Source organism: Campylobacter concisus (assembly GCF_002913225.1).
GTDB classification, from domain to species: domain Bacteria; phylum Campylobacterota; class Campylobacteria; order Campylobacterales; family Campylobacteraceae; genus Campylobacter_A; species Campylobacter_A concisus_J.
On record NZ_PPAW01000017.1, the window covers coordinates 15,722 to 33,720 of the forward strand.

General features: G+C 39.1%; 17 protein-coding genes. 12 read left to right on the top strand and 5 right to left on the bottom strand.

Features of this window, described 5'->3' with window-relative positions; translation table 11 throughout:
* Positions 1–21: 21 nt before the first annotated feature.
* The 9 genes from purL to CYP26_RS03900 all read left to right on the top strand — a co-directional run bounded on the left by purL (position 22) and on the right by CYP26_RS03900 (position 9,153).
* The gene (purL, locus tag CYP26_RS03860) at positions 22–2,211 is read left to right on the top strand and encodes a phosphoribosylformylglycinamidine synthase subunit PurL (protein WP_103630444.1); all 2,190 of its coding nucleotides are present in this window, start codon (positions 22–24) and stop codon (positions 2,209–2,211) included.
* Positions 2,212–2,214: 3 nt separating this feature from the next.
* Positions 2,215–3,267 carry an SDH family Clp fold serine proteinase gene (locus CYP26_RS03865; RefSeq protein WP_103598235.1) on the top strand — a complete coding sequence of 351 codons (1,053 nt, stop codon included), beginning with the start codon at positions 2,215–2,217 and terminating at the stop codon, positions 3,265–3,267.
* Position 3,268: 1 nt separating this feature from the next.
* The gene (locus CYP26_RS03870; protein WP_103630445.1) at positions 3,269–4,003 is read left to right on the top strand and encodes a TerB family tellurite resistance protein; all 735 of its coding nucleotides are present in this window, start codon (positions 3,269–3,271) and stop codon (positions 4,001–4,003) included.
* Positions 4,004–4,576, top strand: coding sequence for a hypothetical protein (locus CYP26_RS03875; protein ID WP_103630446.1), 573 nt, complete (start codon positions 4,004–4,006; stop codon positions 4,574–4,576).
* A 22-nt stretch (positions 4,577–4,598) separates the two neighbouring features.
* A complete protein-coding gene (gene purH, locus CYP26_RS03880; protein ID WP_103630447.1) occupies positions 4,599–6,131 on the top strand; it encodes a bifunctional phosphoribosylaminoimidazolecarboxamide formyltransferase/IMP cyclohydrolase in 1,533 nt (510 codons plus the stop codon).
* 77 nt (positions 6,132–6,208) lie between these two features.
* Entirely contained in the window at positions 6,209–7,249 is a 1,041-nt protein-coding gene (gene msrB / locus CYP26_RS03885; protein WP_103630448.1) for a peptide-methionine (R)-S-oxide reductase MsrB, read from the top strand.
* Between the two features lie 73 nt (positions 7,250–7,322).
* On the top strand, positions 7,323–7,661 hold the full coding sequence (locus CYP26_RS03890) for a hypothetical protein (RefSeq protein WP_103630449.1): 339 nt from the start codon (positions 7,323–7,325) through the stop codon (positions 7,659–7,661).
* 1 nt (position 7,662) lies between these two features.
* Entirely contained in the window at positions 7,663–8,853 is a 1,191-nt protein-coding gene (locus tag CYP26_RS03895; RefSeq protein ID WP_103630450.1) for a peptidase M50, read from the top strand.
* A gap of 3 nt (positions 8,854–8,856) precedes the next feature.
* A complete protein-coding gene (locus tag CYP26_RS03900) occupies positions 8,857–9,153 on the top strand; it encodes a metal-sulfur cluster assembly factor (protein ID WP_012001609.1) in 297 nt (98 codons plus the stop codon).
* Positions 9,154–9,424: 271 nt separating this feature from the next.
* On the opposite strand, the gene ftsZ is transcribed toward CYP26_RS03900, so the two are convergent.
* The 4 genes from ftsZ to CYP26_RS03920 all read right to left on the bottom strand — a co-directional run bounded on the left by ftsZ (position 9,425) and on the right by CYP26_RS03920 (position 14,187).
* Positions 9,425–10,564, bottom strand: coding sequence for a cell division protein FtsZ (gene ftsZ, locus CYP26_RS03905; protein ID WP_012001610.1), 1,140 nt, complete (start codon positions 10,562–10,564; stop codon positions 9,425–9,427).
* A gap of 14 nt (positions 10,565–10,578) precedes the next feature.
* A complete protein-coding gene (gene ftsA, locus CYP26_RS03910) occupies positions 10,579–11,997 on the bottom strand; it encodes a cell division protein FtsA (RefSeq protein WP_103630451.1) in 1,419 nt (472 codons plus the stop codon).
* A 5-nt stretch (positions 11,998–12,002) separates the two neighbouring features.
* A complete protein-coding gene (locus tag CYP26_RS03915) occupies positions 12,003–13,460 on the bottom strand; it encodes a peptidylprolyl isomerase (RefSeq protein WP_103630452.1) in 1,458 nt (485 codons plus the stop codon).
* Between the two features lie 139 nt (positions 13,461–13,599).
* Positions 13,600–14,187 carry a class II aldolase and adducin N-terminal domain-containing protein gene (locus tag CYP26_RS03920; RefSeq protein ID WP_103630453.1) on the bottom strand — a complete coding sequence of 196 codons (588 nt, stop codon included), beginning with the start codon at positions 14,185–14,187 and terminating at the stop codon, positions 13,600–13,602.
* Positions 14,188–14,313: 126 nt separating this feature from the next.
* Here CYP26_RS03920 and rsmH point away from each other — a divergent pair, with 126 nt between their 5' ends.
* Genes rsmH through CYP26_RS03935 form a run of 3 tightly spaced genes read left to right on the top strand, consistent with a single transcriptional unit; the run spans position 14,314 to position 17,473 of the window.
* Positions 14,314–15,237, top strand: a complete 924-nt coding sequence (gene rsmH / locus CYP26_RS03925; protein ID WP_103630454.1) for a 16S rRNA (cytosine(1402)-N(4))-methyltransferase RsmH — start codon at positions 14,314–14,316, stop codon at positions 15,235–15,237.
* A gap of 2 nt (positions 15,238–15,239) precedes the next feature.
* Positions 15,240–15,533 carry a hypothetical protein gene (locus CYP26_RS03930; RefSeq protein ID WP_002940285.1) on the top strand — a complete coding sequence of 98 codons (294 nt, stop codon included), beginning with the start codon at positions 15,240–15,242 and terminating at the stop codon, positions 15,531–15,533.
* The gene (locus tag CYP26_RS03935; protein ID WP_103630455.1) at positions 15,524–17,473 is read left to right on the top strand and encodes an FUSC family protein; all 1,950 of its coding nucleotides are present in this window, start codon (positions 15,524–15,526) and stop codon (positions 17,471–17,473) included. The genes CYP26_RS03930 and CYP26_RS03935 overlap by 10 nt, the downstream gene beginning before the upstream one ends.
* On the opposite strand, the gene CYP26_RS03940 is transcribed toward CYP26_RS03935, so the two are convergent.
* A complete protein-coding gene (locus CYP26_RS03940; RefSeq protein WP_103630456.1) occupies positions 17,452–17,958 on the bottom strand; it encodes a hypothetical protein in 507 nt (168 codons plus the stop codon). The two genes, CYP26_RS03935 and CYP26_RS03940, sit on opposite strands and share 22 nt — an antisense overlap.
* Positions 17,959–17,999 lie beyond the last annotated feature (41 nt).

Genomic DNA, 17,999 nt, shown 5'->3' on the forward strand with positions numbered 1-17,999 from the left:
AATTCTTAAAAGGTTACATCAATGGATAAAGCTACCATACAAGCACATAAAATCAGCGACGAAGAGTATGAAGAGATATTAAAAATCCTAGGCCGTGAGCCAAATTTACTAGAGCTTGGCATATTTTCAGCGATGTGGAGTGAGCACTGCAGCTACAAATCAAGCAAAAAATACCTAAACGGCTTTCCGACAAAGGCACCTTGGGTCATCCAAGGACCTGGCGAAAATGCCGGCGTCATCGATGTTGGCGACGGAGTTGCAGCTGTGTTTAAGATGGAGAGTCACAACCACCCAAGCTTTATCGAGCCGTTTCAGGGCGCTGCAACTGGCGTTGGTGGAATTTTAAGAGACGTCTTTACGATGGGCGCAAGAGTTGTTGCGAACATGAACTCACTTCGCTTTGGTGAGATAAGAGGCGAGGGCGAGCTAGCCAAAAAGCATAGATATTTGCTAAAAGGAAGTGTCGCTGGTATCGGACACTACGGCAACTGCATGGGTATCCCAACGATCGGCGGCGAAACTACCTTTGATCCCAGCTTTAATGGCAATATCCTAATCAACGCCTTCGCGCTTGGTCTTTGTAAAAGTGATGAAATTTTCTACGGCAAGGCTGAAGGTGTGGGCAACCCAGTTATCTACGTAGGCTCAAAGACCGGCAGGGACGGACTTGGCGGCGCTGTTATGGCGAGCGATAGCTTTAACGACGAAAATAAATCACTTCGCCCAACGGTGCAAGTGGGCGACCCATTTGCTGAGAAGCTACTTATGGAGGCGTGCTTGGAGCTCTTTAAAAAAGACTATATCATCGGCATCCAAGATATGGGCGCAGCAGGACTAACGAGCTCTAGCTTTGAGATGGCTGGCAGAAGTGGCAGCGGCATGAAGATGTATCTAGACCGCGTACCGATGCGCGAAGTTGGCATGACGCCTTATGAGCTAATGCTAAGCGAGTCTCAAGAGCGTATGCTAATATGCGCCAAAAAAGGCTATGAGCAAAAGGTGCTTGAAATTTTTAGAAAGTGGGACCTTGACGCTGAGATTATCGGCGAGGTCACAAGTAGCGGCGTGATGCAGCTTTACTGGCATGATGAGCTTGCAGGCGAAATCCCTATCGGACCACTTAGCGAGGCAGCTCCTGTGCTTGATCGTCCAGTCGCACGTCCAAAATACCTTGATGAGATAGCAAATTTAAAAATTCCAAATAATGTTGATAACAAAACGGCATTTTTCAAACTTTTAAAAGAGCCAGAAGTGTTAAATAAAAGCTTTATCTACGATCAATACGACGCAAATATCCAGACAAATACCATAAAACAGCCTGGACACTTGGGCGCTGCAAGCATCAGAGTAAAAGGCACTAAAAAGGCCGTCTCTATGGCTGCGCAGTGCGACCCTAGAGCAAATTTTGTTGATCCAAAAATAGGCGCTGCAAGAGCCGTCGCGGCAGCTGGTAGAAAGGTCGCGATGAGCGGTGCTGTGCCACTTGCGATCACCGACTGTCTAAACTACGGCAACCCGCAAAATCCAGAGGTGATGTGGCAGTTTAAAGAGGGATGTGAGGGCATAAAAGAGGCTTGCCGTGAGCTAAATACGCCAGTTGTTAGTGGCAACGTGAGCCTTTATAACGACACCGACGGCGTTAGCGTCTATCCAACGCCAGCGATCGTCACGGTTGGAGTAAATGAAGATGCAAATTTAAACCTAAAAAGCACATTTTTAAGCGATGGTAGAGCGATATATCTACTTGGCGAGACAAGCGGAGAATTTGCTGCTTCGCTTTACGCAAAGTCGCTATTTAACGTTGTTGGTGGCAAGCTAAAAGAGGTTGATTATAAAGCTGAAAGGGCCCTTTGGGAGCTAGTGATAGAGGCAAATAAAGAGCAAATTTTAGAGTTTGCAAATAGCGTAGGCGTAGGTGGTCTTGCTATAACGCTAGCAAAAATGGCTAGCATTTCAAGCATTGGCGCAAACTGCGAAGTTAAATTTAAAGAGCCAAATTTCATCTTTGACGAGAGCTTTTCAAGAGCAGTTGTGGGTGTAAAAGACGAGGCTAAATTTGAAGCGCTTGCAGCTAAATTTGGTGTGAAATTTGAAAAGATCGGCGTTAGCGGAGGCAGGAGATTTAAGCTAAATGATATCGATGAGAGCTTAGAGGACGTAAGAGAAATTTATCTAAATGAGTTTGCGAAAATCGTAAAAAAGGAGGACTAAGAGATGTTTTCTAAAAAGTCTCAAAAAGCAAGCGGGGAAAAGGAAGTAGAGCAAAACGAGAAAAAGGGCGTGGCAAAACCGCCAGTGCTCTTTAGCGATACTCAAAATTTGATAAGTACGATCGAAAAAAGGCTAAATGCCCCTTTGATAACCTACTACAACTCAAACGCTGGTAATGTCTGCGGCAACGATGCAAGCGCAATGTATGAAATTTTAAAGGGTAAAAAGATAGATACTGCTTATCTTTTCATAAAAAGTGATGGCGGAAGCGGCATAGCCGCGCTTAGGATCATTAGCACTCTTAGAAACTACTGCAAAAATTTAATAGCGCTGATCCCATCAAACTGCGCCTCAGCTGCTACGATGATGGCGCTTGGCGCAAATGAGATCGTAATGGGCCCACTTGCCTATCTAACGCCAGTTGATACCTCTTTAAAACACGAGCTAAGTCCTACAAACAAGGGCAACGAGCTTGTTAGCGTCTCTATGGACGAGCTTAGCCGTGTGGTGAAGCTTTGGAAAGAGCAGGATAAAGATAGACCAAACGACACAAACCCCTATAACTCGCTATATGAGTACATCCATCCGCTAGTTTTTGGTGCGGTTGATCGTGCTAGCTCGCTCTCACTTAAAATTTGCTCTGAGCTACTTAGATATCACATAGATGATGATAAAAAGATCGTTGAAATTTCAGAGCGACTAAACGCAGACTACCCAGCGCACGAGTATCCAATACTCTTTCGTGAGGCGCAGGAGATCGGCCTGCATGTCAAGAAAATGGACGATGATCTAAACGAGATGCTTCAGGAGCTAACGCTACTTTACTCAGAGATGGGACAGCGAGCCTTCACCGACTACGACGAGAATAGCTATCACGATAACAACATCGCAAACATCATCGAGACAAACGGCAAGCAAATTTACTATCAGATTGATAAAGACTGGTTTTATCGCCCCGAGGAGCGCCGTTGGAACGTGATGAATGACGAGAGCTCATGGCGTAAAAATGAGCTAGTAAATGGCAAGATAAAAAATACGATCTATCACTTGTGGTAATATGTCTGGAGTTTTGTTTTTACTGATATTAGGCGGTGCGATATTTTTCTTTACGAGCGTGCAAATAGGCAACAACCGCAAGAAACAAGCAAATGTAAATGAGGCTAAATTTCTAGTATCACTGCTTGCAAAAGTCGCTAAAAGTGACGGCAGAGTTAGCGAGCTAGAGGCTAGACTGATCACTCAAGTGCTTGATGATCTAAGCCAGAAAGTTAGCGGTGTTAGCGGCGTGCGCGAGTATCTAAAAGAGGTCTATAATAGCCAAAAAGAAAATGTAGATAATGCCTATGAAACCGCCAGAAACTACAAGCGTGCGTTTAATCTAAACTACGATACCTGCGTAGCTAGGCTCACTTTTTTTCTAAATTTAGCCTATATAGATGGAGAATTTAACAAAAGCGAGCAAGATGTTATAAGAAACATCGCTTATGGATTTGGCATAGATAAAGAGACGCTTGATGAGATAATCTATAAATTTGATAGCTTCTATGGCTCAAGATTTGGGGCAGACCGCGATGAGATGAGCCAAGAAAACGATGCGTTTGAGGTTTTAGGACTTAGTAAAAATGCAAGCCTTGATGAGGTAAAGGCTCGCTACAAAGAGCTTGTGAGGCAGTATCATCCTGACATTTTGATGGGCAGAGGCGAGAGTAAAGAGGTGATAGAGCGCTCGACTAAGAAGCTTCAGGAGATAAATGAGGCTTATGGGCGATTAAAAGAGAAATTTGGAGTTTAGATGAAGAAATTTGTGATTTTGCTTTTGGCTGTGGCTGGTTTTTGCAATGATTTTAAAGTGGTAAATGTCGATGGAAAAGAGATAAAATTTAAGCTTACGCAAAGCGAGCTTTATCGAGATCAAAGGTTACTCATCAGCAACTACGATGTTAAAGATAGCAATGTGAGCATAATATTTGTCGATAAAGATGGCAACAAGAGCGACATTATGTCAGTTCAAGCAAAAAAATTAAACGAAATTAGTGAGTATATCTTTTCGTATGATCGCGGCATAAAGGTGATGAAATTTAGCTCGAAAAAGCCGATATGCGAGGCGCTTGAGAGAGAGGAACCTGTAAATTTAAGCGTATTAGATGCGAGTTACTTTGATGGTAACCAAATTTCAAGCTATGCCTTTAGCGTTGATATTGTTGGTCAAAAGCGTGAAAACTTTGTAGATAGAAAAGACTATTATATAGATGCAGCTGCAAATGTTATGATTACACTAGAAGCTTTATCGATAAAGAATATCGCAAAGGATATAAAAATGGGGCAGCTTCTGCTTGTAAAAGGTATGTGTTTAACAAAAAGATAAAAAATTTAATAAAGGAGAAAAAATGAGAGCGTTGCTTAGCGTTAGCGATAAAGAGGGCATTGTAGAGTTTGCAAAGGGGCTTGAAGAGCTTGGCTGGCAGATACTTTCAACTGGTGGCACCTACAAACTTTTAAAGAGCGATGGCGTCAAAGCCACTGAGGTTAGCGAATTTACGGCGTCGCCTGAGATGTTTGAGGGCAGGGTAAAGACCCTTCATCCAAAGATACATGGTGGTATTTTGCACAAGCGTGACGACGCTACGCACGTGGCTCAGGCAAAAGAGTACGGCATCGAGGGCATCGATCTAGTTTGCGTAAATTTATATCCATTTAAAGAGACTACGATTAGAACTGATGACTTTGCCGAGATCATCGAAAATATCGATATTGGCGGCCCAGCTATGGTAAGGAGTGCTGCTAAAAACTTTAAAGACGTCCTTATCGTCACAAGCGTGCTTGACTACGATGAAATTTTAAAGCGCCTAAAAGAAAAAAGCGATGATTGCGAGTTTAGAAGATCGCTGATGATAAAGGCTTACGAGCACACAGCAGCCTATGACAGCACGATAGCAAACTATATGAACGATAGATTTAATGGCGGTTTTGGCGATGCTAGATTTATCGTGGGAAGCAAGGTTTTTGACACCAGATACGGCGAAAACCCACACCAAAAAGGTGCGCTTTATGAGTTTGATTATTTCTTTACGAACAACTTTAGAGCCCTAAAAGGCGAGGCAAGTTTCAATAATATGACCGATATAAATGGCGCATTGATGCTTGCAACTAGCTTTGATGACGCTCCTGCCGTGGCTATCATCAAGCACGCTAACCCTTGCGGCTTTGCAGTAAAAGATACATTGCTTGAGAGCTACGTGGCAGCGCTTAAGTGCGATCCGATCTCAGCATACGGCGGCGTAGTCGCGATAAATGGCACGCTTGATGAGGAGCTTGCTAAAAAGATAAATGAAATTTACGTTGAAGTAATCATTGCTGCAAATGTTGATGAGGCTGCACTTAAGGTATTTGAAGCTAAAAAACGCATCAAAATTTTCACACAAGATAATAAATTTTTAGTGCGTGCAAATGATAAATTTGACTTTAAGCACATTGATGGTGGCTTTGTATTTCAAGAAAGAGACTTCGTAAAAGACGAAGAGCTTGAAAATATGAAGCAAATGAGCAAGAAATTTGCAAGTGGCAGCGAGCTAAAAGACGCTCAGATCGCGTGGAAAGTGGCTGCGCTAACGAAGAGCAACTGCGTAGTTTATGTAAAAGATGGCGCTATGGTGGCCATTGGCATGGGTATGACTAGCCGTGTGGATGCTGCTCGTGCGGCCGTAGCGAAGGCAAAAGAGCTAAAGATCGACCTAAGTGGCTGCGTGCTTGCAAGCGAGGCGTTCTTTCCGTTTAGAGATAGCATCGACATCGCTAGCAAAGTGGGCGTAAAATGCGTCATCGAGCCAGGCGGCAGCATCAGAGATGATGAGGTGATAGAGGCTGCCGATGAGCACGGCATGTCGCTATATTTCACCGGCGTTAGACACTTCTTGCACTAAAATTTAGGGGCGCATTGCCCCTTGCTTCACACTTTATAACTTTAAATTTTATATAATCCTTCAAAAAAGGAGTTCTCATGAAAAAGATGTTAAATTTTCTCTTGGTTTTGGCGGTATTTTTGGGTGTAAATTTGATGGCAAAAGATGAGTTTTTAAAGGAGCAGACGATGGCAGGGCAAAATTTGAAAGAAATTTATTTAGCAGGTGGCTGCTTTTGGGGCATGCAGGGATATTTTAAAAAGATATTTGGCGTGGTAGATACAAAAGTGGGCTACGCAAATGGTAAGAGCGAGAACACGAGCTACCGCGAGCTACATGAGAGCGATCACGCCGAGACACTTTATGTCAAATTTGATGAAAATAGGGTCGCTTTGGCTGAAATTTTGGCTCATTTTTTTAGGGTGATCGACCCGACCTCGCTAAATAAACAGGGTAATGACGTCGGCAGGCAGTATAGAAGCGGGATTTACTATGTTAGCAAGGACGATCTGCCAGTTATTGAGAGCTTTATGAAGATAGAGCAAAAGAAATTTAAAGATAAGATCGCAGTTGAGGTAGCACCACTTAAGAACTTCATCATTGCCGAGGAGTATCACCAAGACTATCTTGACAAAAACCCTTTTGGATACTGCCACATCGACCTAAATTTAGCTGGCAAACCGCTCTATGATGAGGCTAAATTTAAGCCACTTAGCAAAGAGGAGCTAAAGAGAAATTTAAGCAGCGAGCAGTATGCTGTGACGCAGGAGGCAGCGACTGAGAGGCCATTTAGCAGTGAGTATGATAAATTTGATAAAAAGGGCATCTATGTCGATATCACAAGTGGCAAGCCGCTCTTTTCAAGCGCAGATAAATTTGACGCAGGATGTGGCTGGCCAAGCTTCACAAAGCCTATTACGACAACGGCGCTTACGTATAAAGAAGACAACTCATTTATGATGAAAAGGGTCGAGGTGAAGTCACAAAACAGCGATGCGCACCTTGGGCATGTATTTGACGATGGGCCAAGCGATAAGGGTGGGCTAAGATACTGCATAAACGGAGCTAGCCTGAAATTTATACCGCTTGAAGATATGGCTAGGCTTGGATACGAGGAGTTTATCCCCTACGTAAAGTAGCTTTTGTTGAAGCAAATCAATGGTTTGAAAAGTTTAATCAGAGTATAATTCTCCAAAATTAAAAGGAGAAAAAATGAGTGAATTTTTCAAAAACGCAGAGCAGTTTAACGTAGAGGGTGCGACTGTGCCATTTTATAAATTTAGTGAAAATGGTGTAAGCTTTGTGGGTTTTGACTCACGTCCTTGCGTGCCGCCAGAGCCCATGATGAACGCACTTTTGGCGATAAAATTTGCTGATAAAAACACAAAGATCGTGATGGTAAATCACAAATTTCCAGCTGGGCTCATCCCAAAGATAGAAAAGAGCTTTGACGTGGATCGAGAGGACCTTGAGGGCGGGGCTGTGAAGATGACTTTTAGCCTAAAAGAGGGTGCAAGTATAGAAAACATAGACACGAGCCTTTGCCACTAAAATGCTTTTAAACACCTATGCGCCGCCATTTAAGCTAGTTGGCGGCTACTTTATCGCTGGCATTTTCTTTTTAGCGCTTAGCGTCCTGGCGTTTTTTTACGCTGATTTTGAGGCGATTAGCTCGCTAAATACGGCTGGCTTTTTGCATATATTTTTCGTGGGCTTTGTGATGAGTATCATTATCGGAGCGCTCTATCAGCTAACCTCGGTCATATTAGAAAAGCCATTTTTCACGGTCAAAGGGGCTATTTTAAATTTAGCCATTTTTTGCTTTTCACTGCTTGCTATGAGCTATGCGATGATATTTGGCGAGGGTCAAATTTTGCAAATCGGCGCAGTTTTGCTATTTTTCTCGCTCGTATTTTTTGGCTCGACTTATGCACTAAGCTTTTTAAATAATCAAAAAAGAAGCTTTGCTGCCTTTGCACTCTTTGCCTCGGCGATATTTTTGCTAGTTGGCATAACGCTTGGATTTTGCCTAGTGATGATACTTGGCGGTACGCTTATGCTTGATTTTATGATGACATTAAAATTTCACGTATATTTTGTGCTCGGCTTTGTATTTTTCGTGATACTTGGGGCCGCAAGCGTGCTTTTACCGATGTTTGCGCTGGCGCATGATCTTAAATTTACACTTAGTAAAGCCTCTCTTGCCTGCTATATTTTAGCTGGAGTTTTACTGACAATAGATGAAAATTTAGCCATTTTTGCGGTGGCTGTGGCAGCTTTGCTTTTTATAGCTCAGGCCTTTTATATTTTGAAAAAGCGCGTGAGAAAGGCGTATGACTACTGGAATGTAAATATTGCTCTTTCGCTACTTGCCTTGCTTTGCGCTGCTATATTTATGGTTTTTGAAAAGCTAAATTTGGCTGCTTTTTTTATGATATATGGCTTTTTGTTTGCTTTTATCGTGGCTCATCTATATAAGATCGCGCCATTTCTCATCTGGTATCACTATGTAGCACCCTTTGTTGGCAAGGCAAAAGTGCCGCTACTTGATGCGATGATACTAAAAAAGGCTGCATATTTTGCCATAGCATTTAATGTCATTTCGCTTGCGTGCTACTATTTGGCAGTTAGCTTTGAGATGAGAAATTTAGTCTATGCAAGTATAATTTTTATGGCTTTAAGCATCATTTTGCTTGCTGTAAATATGATAAACGTTTTTAAATTTATTGGTTTTAAAGGATAAAAAATGAAAGAAAAAATTTATGATGCTCTGTCAAATATCGTCGATCCCGAGGTTGGCTTTGACATCGTTTCGCTAGGGCTCATATATGATGCGAGCTGCGATGAAAATGGCAAAGCAAAGGTGACTATGACGCTTTCAACCAAGTCTTGTCCGCTTCATGAGATGATACTTGGCTGGGTTGAAACGGCTGTGCTTGGCGTGGAGGGTGTGAAAGAGTGCGAGATAGACCTAGTTTGGGAGCCAGAGTGGAATATCCAAATGGCAAGTGATTTTGTAAAAGCACAACTTGGAGTGAATTAATAAATTTGGCTAGAAATTTAGCTTAGCTAGCAAATTTCTAGCTTTTCTGCTTAAGCTTCTACTTTAAATTTTAAAAATATCATAAAAGCATAGTTAAATTTGCCTAGGAGCGCTTAAACTCTTTAATAAATTTACAAATAAATTTATACAAGTAAAAACTAAAAATAATGCGAGTTATAGAATATAATTTTAGGCGTTTGCTAGGTAATGGTTAAAAAAGGTAAATTGCAAGATAAACTTGCAATTTAACAGGAGAATTTTTAGTTAGGACTTAGTCCATTTGGTGACGAAGATATGATGGGATATCTAGCTGAGAGATGTACTCATCGCTGTTATATCCACCACTTACTCTTCTTTTTAAAACGATATTTTTATTTAGAAGATCATTTTCAGGCTCTTGGGCTATTTTTTTTTCTTCGCTTTCTTTTTCTGCACCTTTAAAACCTGTTGCGATGATAGTAACTTCGACTTTATTGTCTTCTATGTTTTCATCAGTTGTTGTACCAAAGATCACATCAGCATCATCATCAGATGCCTCCTCGATCATTGACATCGCGCTATGAAGATCGTCAAGTGAGCAGTTTGGATGCATTTTAAAATGAACTAAAACGCCAAGCGCTCCGTTTATATTCATGTTATCAAGTAGTGGTGATTGGATAGCATTTTTGATAGCTTCTTGAGCTGCACCCTCGCCATAAGCTTCACCAACGCCCATCAAAGCATGACCTCTGTGACTCATAACTGTTTTTACGTCAGCAAAGTCGAGGTTGATATCGCTAACACCAGAGTCAAGCACGATAGAGCACATACCATTTACCGCTCTTGCAAGCACTTCATCAACCATTTTAAAGCTCTCTTTGATACCTGATTTTTTATCTATCAAAGTTAAAAGTCTATCATTTGGTATGATAACGATAGAGTCGCTCTCTTTTCTAAGCTCGCTTAGACCTATATCTGCTAACTTGCTGCGCTTTTTACCCTCAAATGAAAAAGGCATAGTCACAACAGCAACTGTTAGCGCACCTATCTCTTTTGCTGCTTGTGCAACAACCGGAGCAGCGCCTGTACCTGTACCACCGCCAAGACCAGAAGCGATAAACACAACATCAGAAGTCTCAAGAGCACTTTTTATCTCTTCGTAGCTCTCTTGTGCAGCTTCTTTGCCAACTTCTGGTCTCATACCAGCGCCAAGACCTTTTGTCTTTTTCTCACCAAGCTGTATCTTTGTGTGTGCAGGAGAATTGTCAAGTGCCTTAGCATCTGTGTTTGCTATCATTAGATCGATGTCTAAATTTGGATTTTCTCTTATGATGTGGTTTATCATATTACCACCACCACCACCTACGCCTACTACCTTTATCTTTGCGCTATATAGGCTCTTGTTCTCTTCGATTGTGAAACTGTTGCTCATTGTAAAAATTCTCCTCAAAATAGTTGTGTCATGCTGTGCCAAAATTTCTTTAAAGCACTTGGTTTTTTTTCTTGCTTGCTTATATCAGCAATATTTGCAAGCTCGTTTTTGTTGTTTGTTTGCTCTAAATTTATATCCATATTTACAAGCTCAATGCCCTCTTCAAAATCATCTTTATCCTGTTTTTTTGTTTCAAATTTCTCTTTTTTCTCTTCTTCAAAAATGTTGAAATTTGTTTTTGGCTTTGATCTTAATTCACCCTTATATCTCATCTTTTTTTCTGAGTCTATCTCATAAGGCGTAAATTCTCCAGCGCCATACATGCAAAGTCCTATCGCACAAGAATTTGCCGGATCTCTTAAAATCTCATATAAACCATCCATCTCTTTTGGTCTAGCGATCCTAACTGGCATGTTGTCAAATATCGCAGAAGCTAGGTCTTTTAACCCATCAAGCTTTGTCATGCCGCCAGTTAGTACTATGCCAGCGCCAACTAGATCTTTGTATCCACTATCTTCAAGCATATTTGCAAGCACCATCACAGTCTCTTCTGCTCTAGCTGAGATGACATTTGATATAACATCAAGTGAAACTTCGTGAGTTTTTTGCTCATCACCAAGTCTAGGAAGCTCGATAAGATCGACTGATTTATTTACCAGTTTGCCATATTCTAGTTTTATCTCTTCAGCTTTTGGCAAAGGAGTATGAAGTGCCATTGAAAGATCTATGGTTATATTTGCAGAGCCAACGTGTAGATATGAGTTATATCTTAGTGAATTTCCAGCGTGCACTACCATATTACATGTCTCGCCGCCCATATCTATAAGTGCAACACCAAGTTCTTTTTCGTCTTTTGTTAGTGTTGCTATGGCTGATGCGTAACCAGAAAGAACGACGTTATCGACTTGTACGCCTGCTAAATTTACAGCTTTTCTTAGATTGCTAAGTTGTGATTTTTGAATACTTATGATATGAGTTTGTACTTCAAGTCTAGTGCCATTCATGCCGATAGGGTCTTCTATAAATTCTTGTCCATCCACCTTGAAGTTGTAAGGTAAGACATGAAGTTTTTCATATTCTGATGAAGTCTCGGCATTGTGATCTGCCATCTGCATAGCACGCTCTATCTCTTTTATGCCTATTTCATGATTTGGTATATTTACTACGCCACTGCTATTTACGCTTTTAGTATATTTTCCGGATATCGAAACCACTACTCTTTCATAGTGTGTGCCTGCAACTTTTTGTGCTTCTATGAGTGCATTTTTTATAGACTTTGCAGCTAGTTCAATGTTATTTATAGCACCCTTTTTTATACCTTGTGCTTTTTCTGTGCCTATTCCTATTATTTTTATGCCATCATCATTTTGTTCTGCTATAACAGCACAAATTTGAAATGATCCGACATCTATGCCTAAAATTCTAGTACTCAAAATTTTTACCTTTTGACATATTCTTTAACTTCATAATATTTTAGAAGTTTATTTGTTAAATCTTTTATCAACTCGTTGTTTTTAAGCATTGCAACATTTTGTTGTGTTATTTGCTTATAGTTGTTATTTATGTTGTTAGTAAGCAATCTTTGTTCCAAAATATCGTACACTACGGCTTTGTCATCTAATATAACATAACCTTTTGTATTGTTAGTATCAAAAAGTTGAGATACAAAAGCTCTTGTATCGCTCTCATTTAAGCCCGCAATAGAGCCATTTACCTCTCTGCTAACAAAGCCAACATCTGTGCCTTTAAAGTTTTGTAGAGTATCTTTTGCTCTTGCTGTTAAAATTTCTTTTTCTTTTTTACTTTTATAAATTTCAAGAACATTAGCTCTTGCTTGTTCAAAGCTCATAGGTTGTGGAGGAGTTATGCTTTTTATTCTAGCTATCAAATAGCCATCTTTATAAATAAATGGTTTTATCACTTCGCCAACTTTTGTACCCTTTATCTCGTCAAGTGAAAAAGTAGCGTTGTCTTCATTTGCACTTATAAAACCATTGGTTGCAAGTTCAGCTTTTTTGACAGCGACATACTTTTCTAAAGCGTTAGTTTTGCTTTGCTCTATGTTATAGTCTTTATTAACCTCAGCTTTTACCTCGCTAAAAGGTTTTATCTTGTCATCAGATCCCTTGTATTTATCTTGGTTTTCGTTATAGTAAGATTTTAAAACGCTTTCATTTGCGTCACTTTTTTCTGACTCGACAAAGTATGTATCTATGCCATAAAGTGTCTTTGTCATATAGTTATTTTTATTTATCTCCCAAAGATCTTTTAGCTCTTTCTCATCTACTTTGATCTCGCTTTGATCAGCATTTACTATTTGCACGGCTAATTTATCTTGCATGAAAAAGCTAGCTTCCATCATCGCAATATCTTCTTTGCTTGCAGGTAAATTTAAAATAGTTCTAAGTTTGTCTAGTAAGATAGTTAGCTTTAGATTATCTTCAAAATCAGTTGGGTTTATCCTGGCTCTTCTTAGCACATCGTAGTATAAATTTTTGTCAAAAACGCCGTCTTTTTGAAATGTTGGATCGACGATTATATATTTTAAAACATCGTCTTTATTAACGCTTAGACCGATATCGTCTGCAAAATTTAATAGTAAATTTTCTTGAATAGCAGCTTGAAGTGCAGCATTTTCTAAACCTAACTCTTCGGCTTTCTCTTGAGTTAATTTGCCTTCAAACATGTTGTTGTAGTACTGATATAGTCTATCGTACTTTTGTTGTAGCTCCTGAACGCTTATGTTTCTGTGTCCTACTTTTGCTACCGATGTAGCTCTATTACTGTTTAGATCGTATGCGCCCCAGCCGACAAAACCAGCACCGACAAAAGCTATCGTGCTTACCCAAATTGTCACGACTAGGTATTTTTTATGTTTTTGCATCCAAGATAACATTAAGTTCTTCCTTTAAAATACTAACAAAGCTTGTGCAATATTTTATAGAAATTTGGCTTAAATAAGCTTAAAATGGGGCTTTATAAAAACGTTTCTTGCTAAATTTTTACTAACATTTTTTATCTTTGTTAGCAAAAATTTAAATGCTAAAATCGCTGTAATCACCAGTAAAATGAAGCAGTTTGCAGCTATTTTCTAACAAAGCTATGTCTTTTGCAAGTAGCTGAGGGCTCCTGCTATACGCATAAACGCCGTATCCTTTGATCACGACGACGTTAGTATTTTTCTCTATCATCGCTCTATAAATTTCTGTCTCAGCACGCTCATACCAGTCGTCAAACTGCTTTGGATCATAGACTAAAATTTCATTAAATCTCATGCACCCAAAATAGTCTTTTGGCGCTATTTTTTCATGTTTCATTGCATAAGCTGTCACGTATGGAGGCATGGCGTAGCAGACAAATTTAGCTTCGTTTATGTTTTTGTAGATATTTAAGTGTATATCAGCATCCAAACTCGCATCATTCCAGCGGTAGTCTTTTTTTGATGAAAGAAGAGTTAGATCGCTATCTTGCAAGTCGTCAAAAATGGCATTTTGCTTGTTGATGATAAATTGATTTTTTTCTACTCTTGCTGAGATAGAACCATGAAAAACACCAAAAAAATTCTTTCTAAACATCGAAAGAGATATCTTTTTTATCTCATTTGTTGAGTGCATTAAGTCCATTTTTTCTCCTATGTTTGGGTGATTATATTTAAGCTATCTTAAAATTTGTGTAAAATTTTATGTAATGATGGCTTTTTAAGTAAAATTTCGATAAATTTTCACACTAATTTCATTAAAGAGGCAGTGTTGCAAAGTCCGCATATTAGCGTTTTACTTGACGAAGTTTTATCTTTTTTTAAAGATCTGCGTGGAAATTTTATAGATTGTACGCTTGGATATGCTGGACACTCTAGTGCTATTTTGTCTCAAAATGAAAATTTAAATTTGATTGCTTGTGACAAAGACATTGAAGCTATAAATTTCTCGCTCAAAAAACTTGAGCCATTTGGTAATAGAGTGAAAATTTATAAGAGCAATTTCTCTGAGCTTATTAGCAAACTTAGCAGCGATGAAATTTCAAACGTTAGAGGAATTTTGGCTGACATTGGTGTTAGTTCGCTTCAGATAGATAAAGATGATAGAGGCTTTAGTCTTGGCTCAAGCACGCTTGATATGCGCATGGATAAAGAGCGAGGATTTAGCGCTTATGATGTGGTAAATGGCTACTCGTTTGATGAGTTAGTTAGGATTTTTAGGGATTATGGCGAGTTAAAAAATGCCGCTGGGGTCGCGAACAAGATAATAAATGCTAGAAATTTAGGCAAGATAACGAGCGCAAAAGAGCTTGCAAATATAATAGGCACAGCTCAGATAAAAGGGCGCGGTGTTAGCCCTGCGATCCTGGCGTTTCAGGCGATCAGGATAGAGGTAAATGGTGAGCTAGACGAGCTAACAAATTTGCTTGATAGCATAGAAAAGGGTGGTTTTAGGGATTGTTTGGTGGCGATTATTACATTTCACTCACTTGAAGATAGGATCGTAAAAGAGCGCTTTAAAAAGTGGGCAAATAGCTGTATCTGCCTGCCTGGCATCTACCGATGTGAGTGTGGAAATAACCACGAATTGGGCGAAATTTTAACCAAAAAGCCACTAACAGCGAGTCAAAGCGAGCTATCGCAAAACTCACGAAGCAAGAGCGCAAAACTGCGTGTTTTTAAGATAAAAGGATAAAGATGCAAGAAAAAGAAGAGCTGCTAACACTTCACGACGAGGAGCAAAAACGTGAGGTAAATTTAAGCTTTAAGACGCTAGTGATGGTCTATCTGGCGGTTTTTATAGCGCTAGCTCTATTTTTGCCAAAAATTTACATAGCAAATCAAATTTATTATATAAGTAGAGATATCGCCGATATCAGCGGCAAACGAGATATGCTCCTTGAGGAAAACAGAGCTCTTAGCATAAAGCTTGAAAATTTGCGTTATAAAAATCAAATTTTAAACAATATGCAAGAGCGTCAATGGAAATAATTAAGAAATTTAAAAGCTTTATCCACTACTACGACCCTGCAAATTTCCAGCTCATCTACTCGCTAAAAGCTGCCACAACCATCGCTTTTAACTGCTTTTTGTGCTTTTACTTCTTTCATCTAAGTGGCGCTATCATGGCTGTAAATATCACGATGGGTATCTTCTTTCTTGGCGAGCTTGAGTGCAAAGATAGGAGCAAATTTGCATTTTTGCTACTTTATATAGCGCTTTCTTGCGCTTTTATGCCCTTTGTTGATCCATTTATTAGCCTTGGCGTTTGGCTCTCGCTTATCGTATTTGTCTGGATATTTGTGGTAGGCATTAGCCAAATTTATAGCTCAAATTTAAACAAAATTTTGCTTGCCGTAAATGCAACAGGGCTAGTTGCTTTTGTGACAAAGGCCGCAGTTGGGCTAAATGTGATTGAAAGCATAGGCGGTCTGGTGCTTGCTGGCGTGCTAAGCATCATCATAAAATTTGAAAACTTTGGCAAATACGGCAAATTTACTAAAAAGAGCATCAGCTTTTTACTGGATAACGCCATCTTGTCGAGTAAGGCGCTTGGCACGAGCCATTTTTACGCAAGTATCGCAGATTTGATGAGCTCGATTGATAAATCAAAAGAAATTTTCGCAAACAAAAGCCTAAAGATAAAAGATGTTAAGCTAGTTAGAAATCAAGCCAAAGCGCTATTTTATTTTTATAAAGTTGAAGAGATCGCTCTTTTGCTTCGAACATTAGGTGCTTCGTTTGAAAGGATCGAGGACAAAGCGCTTTTAAATGAGGTAAAAAATGAGATCGCTTACAACCTTTTTGAGCTTAAAAAAATTTTTAAAAATCAAACTCCAAAGCTAAAATTTGAGGCGCTAAATTTAGCTAAAAACTCAAATTTTAAAATTTTTGCAAGCTCGCTTGGCGTGCTTTATGATAAATTTTTGCTTATAAAAGAGGGCGGCGAGGATAAGTTCTCGTTTAATAACACAAAAAAGATCACGCTAAAAGAGGCGTTTAAAAAGATAAATTTAAAAAATGAAGTATTAAAAGAGTCTTTAAGGCTTGCCATTTGTATGTCGCTAGCCATTTTTATAGCGCAAGCTTTGCATATAAATCATGGAATTTGGATCGCCATAGCGGTGATGAGCCTAAACAAAAGCGACGAAGATGCTTTAAAAAATGCTGGCAGAGATAGCCTTCTTGGCGGGGTTATCGGCTTTTTTATCGCGCTTGCTTTTGTGAAATTTATGGGTGAATCATACGTATTTTACGTGGTTGTCTTTGTCGGTATGTTTTTGGTTTATTATCTTAAAGCCTACAAACAAATCGTCTTTGCAACGGCTTTTATGTTTGAATTTACGTCCATTTTTTCGCTTATAAAAAGAGACTTTTTAGCCCTTATGGTCGATAGATTGCTCGACGTGGCGGCTGGCTTTGTGATAGTTTTTGCCGCATATTTGCTAACTAGAAAAAATGACTATACTAAGGTAAAAAATAGCTTAAGCAGTGCTTTGATAGGTTTTAGAAATTTAGTGCAAATTTCTCTAAATGAGTCAAACAAAGATGCTTTTAGCACTGATGAAAAAGAGATTTTAGGCTCGCTAAATGAGCTAAACTACGCTATAAAAGTTAGTAAAAATTTAGACGATGATAATATGAAAAATGCAAAATTTATAGCTAGCAAGCTTGATGATATAAATAGCGATCTGATTAAGCTTAGAAATTATCTGAATTTAGATGAGCTAAAGGAGAAAAACGCCTTGCAAAATGATGTAAAAATCATCTCAGATAGGTTTTTAATGCTAGATAAAAAGATCAAAAAGCTTCCATATTATTTCATAAGTGAGATAGAAACGAAACTGCTTTGCAAAGACGAAAACGCTAAAAAGCTAATTTTACGAGTTACTTTAGGGCAAAATGAAATTTACTCAGCGCTCTCTTTTTGAGAAATTAGCTTTTCATATATATATTGTTCTAAATCTTTTTTTGAAATGTCATTTTTAAGAGCGGTGTTGTAAATTTCTTCAACTTTGCTTGAATACTTTTCATATCCAAAATATGGAAAATGCACGCTCCAAGCCTTTTTTATGAGCTCCAAACTTATCTCTCTTCTTGCCCAAACCTTAAACATGTCAAAGCCGATAAAAACAGCTGAAGTGACGATAGTGGTTGCAATTATTGAGATGTGAGCGTCAGTATTTGCTAAAAAGTGGTGCGTGATGATGAGAAGCGGAAATAAGACAACAAAGCAGATGAGTGCGTAAATTTGGTAGAGCTTCACGTGGTTAAATCTAAAATTTAACTTTGCGCCATCAACTAGCATACCTTCGTTAAAAAGGGCATTTGCTTCGAGCAAATCTCTAAATAAAACTGGCTGTTTTGAGACGAAAAAAATATTTTTAATGATAGTGTTTCTTAGATTTTCTTTCATTTTTTATAGACTTTTTACCTTAAAAATTTCAGCTCATTGTA

Bases quoted from the DNA above. Each gene is read 5' to 3' on its own strand.
- CYP26_RS03930 (WP_002940285.1), top strand. From the start codon at position 15,240: ATGCAAGAAAAAGAAGAGCTGCTAACACTTCACGACGAGGAGCAAAAA.
- purH (WP_103630447.1), top strand. From the start codon at position 4,599: ATGAGAGCGTTGCTTAGCGTTAGCGATAAAGAGGGCATTGTAGAGTTT.
- purL (WP_103630444.1), top strand. From the start codon at position 22: ATGGATAAAGCTACCATACAAGCACATAAAATCAGCGACGAAGAGTAT.
- CYP26_RS03865 (WP_103598235.1), top strand. From the start codon at position 2,215: ATGTTTTCTAAAAAGTCTCAAAAAGCAAGCGGGGAAAAGGAAGTAGAG.
- CYP26_RS03920 (WP_103630453.1), bottom strand. From the start codon at position 14,187: ATGGACTTAATGCACTCAACAAATGAGATAAAAAAGATATCTCTTTCG.
- msrB (WP_103630448.1), top strand. From the start codon at position 6,209: ATGAAAAAGATGTTAAATTTTCTCTTGGTTTTGGCGGTATTTTTGGGT.
- CYP26_RS03900 (WP_012001609.1), top strand. From the start codon at position 8,857: ATGAAAGAAAAAATTTATGATGCTCTGTCAAATATCGTCGATCCCGAG.
- CYP26_RS03890 (WP_103630449.1), top strand. From the start codon at position 7,323: ATGAGTGAATTTTTCAAAAACGCAGAGCAGTTTAACGTAGAGGGTGCG.
- CYP26_RS03940 (WP_103630456.1), bottom strand. From the start codon at position 17,958: ATGAAAGAAAATCTAAGAAACACTATCATTAAAAATATTTTTTTCGTC.
- CYP26_RS03870 (WP_103630445.1), top strand. From the start codon at position 3,269: ATGTCTGGAGTTTTGTTTTTACTGATATTAGGCGGTGCGATATTTTTC.
- CYP26_RS03935 (WP_103630455.1), top strand. From the start codon at position 15,524: ATGGAAATAATTAAGAAATTTAAAAGCTTTATCCACTACTACGACCCT.
- ftsZ (WP_012001610.1), bottom strand. From the start codon at position 10,564: ATGAGCAACAGTTTCACAATCGAAGAGAACAAGAGCCTATATAGCGCA.
- CYP26_RS03895 (WP_103630450.1), top strand. From the start codon at position 7,663: ATGCTTTTAAACACCTATGCGCCGCCATTTAAGCTAGTTGGCGGCTAC.
- CYP26_RS03915 (WP_103630452.1), bottom strand. From the start codon at position 13,460: ATGTTATCTTGGATGCAAAAACATAAAAAATACCTAGTCGTGACAATT.
- CYP26_RS03875 (WP_103630446.1), top strand. From the start codon at position 4,004: ATGAAGAAATTTGTGATTTTGCTTTTGGCTGTGGCTGGTTTTTGCAAT.